This is a genomic window from Desulfosarcina sp., assembly GCF_033791525.1.
In the GTDB taxonomy this organism is placed as follows: domain Bacteria; phylum Desulfobacterota; class Desulfobacteria; order Desulfobacterales; family Desulfosarcinaceae; genus Desulfosarcina.
This window is the reverse complement of sequence record NZ_JASJGN010000473.1, coordinates 1-5,046: the sequence shown is the minus strand read 5'-3', so window position 1 is coordinate 5,046 and position 5,046 is coordinate 1. Positions and strand designations below refer to the sequence as shown.

Genomic DNA, 5,046 nt, shown 5'->3' with positions numbered 1-5,046 from the left:
TTTTTCCCCCTTTACGGCAATCCTCACCCGGGAGCCGGGATCCATGCTCGCCACCATCTCTTCCAGTTTGGCGGGCGTTTCCTCAATCAGTGGCGGATAGGCCATGTCCCACCAGAAGCCCGGGCGAAAAAGCGTGAACGCGACCACAATCAGCGCGACAGTTTCCCAGATTCTGCTTTTGGTCAGGAAAAAACCCTGGGTGGCCGCCGCAAATGCCAGCATGGCCGCAACGGCGGCAACAATGACGATCAACAGATGCAGCCAGTTGGCCACACCGATCATCAGCAGCTGGGTGTTGAAAATAAACATAAAGGGCAGTACGGCCGTACGGATATCGTAGGTAAATCCCTGGATGCCCGTACGGATCGGATCACCCCCGGATATACCCGCGGCCGCAAAAGCGGCCAACCCCACCGGTGGCGTGTCATCGGCCAGGATGCCGAAATAGAAGACAAACAGGTGCACAGCAATCAGTGGTACGATCAGGCCGTTCTGGGCACCCAAGTCCACAATCACCGGCGCCATCAGGGTGGAGACGACGATGTAGTTGGCCGTGGTGGGCAGCCCCATGCCCAGGATAAGGCTGATCACGGCGGTAAAGAGCAGGATCAGTATCAGGTTGCCGCCGGAGATAAACTCGACGAATTCGGTCATGACCAGCCCGATGCCGGTCAGGGTCACCGTGCCGACGACGATGCCGGCAGCCGCGGTGGCCACACCGATGCCGATCATATTGCGGGCACCGTTGACGAACCCGGTGATCATGTCGTTAAATCCCGTCTTGAAGGCGAATTCATCCCCCGTCATCTTACGGAAGACACCTTTGAGGGGCCGCTGGGTCAGCACCATAAAGATCAGCAGCATGGTGGCCCAGTATGCCGATAGTGCCGGTGACAGCCGCTCCACCACCAGGCACCACATCAGCACCACGATGGGCAGCAGAAAGTAATACCCGGCCTGGGCCGTGGGTCCCAATTCCGGTAGCGTTAGGATCTCTTTGCTGGTGTCCAGCTCCGGCACCCGGCAGGCGAATTTGAGCAGCAGGAGGTAGGCGACCAGCAGAAGGACGCAGACAATGTAGATCGTGGCCTTGCCGGCAACGACCTTAATCCAGCCCAACCCGTAATAGGTGACGCCGCCCATGATGATCATGAACAGAAAGGTCATCACAAAAGCGAGGATTTTCTGCTGAAAGGTCTTGGTCACGGGCTTTTCCATGCCCTTGAGACCCATTTTACAGGCCTCCAGGTGGACAATGTACACCAGCGCCACATATGAAATGATGGCCGGCAGAAAGGCGTGCTTGATAACCTCCACATAGGAGATGCCCACGTACTCCACCATCAGAAAGGCCGCGGCTCCCATGACCGGCGGCATCAACTGGCCGTTGGTGGAGCAGGCCACCTCCACCGCACCGGCCTTTTCCGCGGAGAAACCGACTTTTTTCATCAGCGGGATGGTAAAGGTTCCCGTGGTGACCACGTTGGCGATCGACGATCCGGAAACCAGCCCGGTCAGACCGGATGAGATCACGGCTGCCTTGGCCGGCCCGCCGCGAAGATGGCCCAGCCCGGCAAAAGCGGTGCGAATAAAGTAGTTGCCGGCACCGGCCGACTCCAGCAGGGCGCCGAAGAGCACGAACATGAATACCATACCCGTGGAAACGCCCAAGGCCACACCGTAAACGCCCTCTGTGGTCAGCCAGTAGTGGGTCATCCCCTTGACCAAGCTGGCACCTTTGTGGGCAATCACATCAGGCATATGCGACCCGGCAAACGTGTAGAAGATAAAGACGGCAGCCACCAACATCAATGGCGGTCCCAGCGCGCGACGGGTGGCTTCCAGCAGCGTGATCAGACCAACGGCGGCCACCACCAGATCCAATTGTGTCGGGTTTCCCGGACGCTCGGACAGTTCAGCGTAAAACCAGAAGAGATAAGACGCGCAGAATGCGGCCACCAGCGCGATCACCCAATCCTGCACCGGTATGTAGTCTCGCGGTGAGGACTTGAATGTGGGATACGCGGTATAGGACAGAAAAACAGCAAAGGCGAGGTGAATGGCCCTGGCTTCGGTATCATTGAGAACAAAGATATTGAAGAGAAACGGCAGGGGCGAAGCGTACCACAACTGGAAAAGCGTCCATAGCAGGGGCACATAGAACAGGATTTTCTTGGGAATCACGCCGGTGGGATTGCGGGCGCCTGACTCGGTTTCTGCAACCAATGCATTAGGATCGATAGATGACGCCGTTTTGCTTTTCGGTTCGGCCATGGTAACGATTCCTCCTTGTGGAGCAATGGGTATTCGCTATTGCTGGGATTTTCTGCCTGAAGATAGGAACGAGCAACCAACGCTGCACCTGCGCAGAACACCTCGCTGCATAATAAATATTTAAAAAGAGCTGTGTGCGCAGCCGAAAAAGGGCTGCGCACAAATCAGGATAGAGCTATTTCAACAGGCCAACCTCTTTGTAGTATTTGACGGCACCGTCGTGCAGGGGTGCGGAAAGACCGTCTTTGATCATCTCTTCTTTTTTCAGATTGGCAAATGCCGGATGGAGCTTCTTGAAATCGTTAAAATTATCAAAAACCGCTTTGACGATCTCGTAGATCACCTTTTCGTCGACCTTGCTAGAAGAGACGAAAGTCGCCCCCACACCAAAGGTGAAGGTCTCGGTGTCGGTTCCGCGATACATGCCGCCGGGGATGGCGGCTGTGCGGTAGTAATCATTTTCGGCGACCAGTTTCTCGACTACCGGACCGGTCACGCTGACGATGACGGCATCGCAGGAGGTGGTGGCCTCTTTGATCGATCCGTTGGGATGACCGACGGTGTAGATCATGGCATCGATTTTATTGTCGCACAGGGCACTGGACTGCTCGGCCGCTTTCAGCTCGGAGGCCAGCTTGAAGTCCTTCTTGGTCCAGCCCAAGGCCCCCATGAGGACTTCCACCGTGCCGCGCTGACCCGATCCGGGGTTGCCGATATTGACGCGTTTGCCCTTCAGATCCATGAAGTCCTTGACTCCGGAATCTTTGCGGGCCACGACCGTAAAGGGTTCAGGGTGGACGGAGAAAACCGCCCGCAGGTCCTTGTTGGGACCGGCGTCCTTGAACTTGCTGGTGCCGTGATAGGCGTGGTACTGCCAGTCGGATTGGGCCACACCCATGTCCAGCTCGCCGTTTCTGATGGCGTTAAGGTTATACACCGAACCGCCGGTGCTCTCCACCGAGGCGCGGATGCCATGCTCTTTTCTGCCCTTGTTGACCAGACGCGCAATTGCGCCGCCCGTGGGATAGTACACGCCGGTTACGCCACCGGTGCCGATGGTGACGAACGTAGTTTCCGCCTGTGCCGGTGCAGGACCGAAGCCAACCATGAGTGACAGGCCAAAAAACAGTGCAGTGACAATGAGTAATGATCTTTTCATCCGAACCTCCTTTGATTGGGTCAATAGTAGTGACCGGTTTTAAAAATTGGGTAGGTATTGACGCTTTTGTTTTTATCCTCCTCCGCAGGGCTGTTATTAAGCAGGTCCTCGATGCCATTCGAGAACTTATAACGCTGTAACGAGAAGCGGTAGGCACCGCCAGCATGGGTTATTAGGGTGGGTCTGCAAATTCACTTCAGCAAATAGAAGGCGCACGTGTCGCTGGACGAGACCTGAGCAAAGTCTCTACCACCTGCATTTTAAGGCACAATATGAAGCTCTAACAAATATAGATGCGTTGAATAATTCCGCTTATAACGGTATTCGTAAAGAAAAATCGAACTGGTGTAACCTGATCAAGAGATGGAGGGATTATAATTGAATTTGAAGAATTCATCAACCTTGAAAATAAATCCTACCATTTCCGGGGGTGGGTGCGCTTTTCAAAAATTGGTCCCAACCGCAATTCCGGTTGCTCGGATCCAGCCGTATAGAAAGACTATCAGAGGCGACGACGGATGACCCAAAAGCCCACCGACATGCCGGCAGAACCCCGGGTCAGCGTGATCCTGCCCACCTACAACCGCGGGTGGATCATCGATCGAGCCGTCGAATCGGTGCTCGATCAGGATTATGCCGATCTCGAACTGATTGTCGTCGATGACGGTTCCACTGACAACACCAGCGGCCTGCTTTCGACGTTCAAGGATCGCATCACCGTCATCCGGCAGGCCAACCGTGGGGTCAGCGCAGCCAGAAACGCCGGTATCCGGGCGGCCACCGGACAATTGATCGCCCTGCTCGACTCGGACGATACCTGGCTGCCGGGAAAAGTGACCGCCCAGGTGGCGTTTTTCTCAACCAACCCCGATGCGCGGGTCTGCCAGACCGAAGAGATCTGGATTCGAAACGGGGTTCGCGTCAATCCGGGCAAACGTCATCGCAAGGAAGCGGGCATGATCTTCGAAAGAAGCCTGGCCCTGTGCCTGGTGAGCCCGTCGGCGGTAATGATGAGAAAATCCCTGCTGGACGAAGTAGGCCTCTTCGACGAAGCCCTGCCTGCCTGCGAGGATTACGACCTGTGGCTGCGCATCGCCTGGAAACACCCCACCCATCTCATCGACCGGCCCCTGATCGTCAAACGCGGGGGCCACGACGACCAACTGTCACGCATGCCCGAACTGGACAAATACCGGATTCAATCCATTGCCCGCCTGCTGGACAGCGATGTCCTCTCCGCCGGCCAGGGTGAGGCCGCCAGGACCATGCTGACGACCAAGTGCGCCATCTACGCTCAGGGTTGCCGCAAGCGGGGTCGGGTAGGGGAAGCGCAGCAGTATGAGCAGCTTGCGGGAAGGTACCAGAAGGGTGAAAGGGCACAATAGCTCAAAGCTCAAAGGAAACAACCGCGGGCGATTTCCATTTCAAGTTTTTTTCTTGTCATTCGCAACAGAGGCGGCATCCTGTCACGATAGGCGAACATCTATGGGTCAATTAAAAAAACAGCTTAATCCATGGGCCCACCTTGCCATAACAAGGATTGCGCTGATAAATGGTTTGGCAACCAAATGTTTAAACAGGTGCAAACGCCTTGATTTATTTTCAAATCAAAA

3 protein-coding genes are annotated in these 5,046 nt (G+C 55.6%); 1 reads left to right on the top strand and 2 read right to left on the bottom strand.

The genetic code is table 11. The features are described 5' to 3' along the window. On the bottom strand, nt 1-2,274 hold a 2,274-nt coding region (locus tag QNK41_RS22355), incomplete at its 3' end, for a TRAP transporter permease (RefSeq protein WP_319261905.1). 175 nt (nt 2,275-2,449) lie between these two features. After that, complete coding sequence (locus QNK41_RS22350; protein ID WP_319261902.1) at nt 2,450-3,433, bottom strand: TAXI family TRAP transporter solute-binding subunit; 984 nt, start codon at nt 3,431-3,433, stop codon at nt 2,450-2,452. A 518-nt stretch (nt 3,434-3,951) separates the two neighbouring features. Here QNK41_RS22350 and QNK41_RS22345 point away from each other — a divergent pair. Further along, on the top strand, nt 3,952-4,818 hold the full coding sequence (locus tag QNK41_RS22345) for a glycosyltransferase (RefSeq protein WP_319261899.1): 867 nt from the start codon (nt 3,952-3,954) through the stop codon (nt 4,816-4,818). Nucleotides 4,819-5,046: the final 228 nt, after the last annotated feature.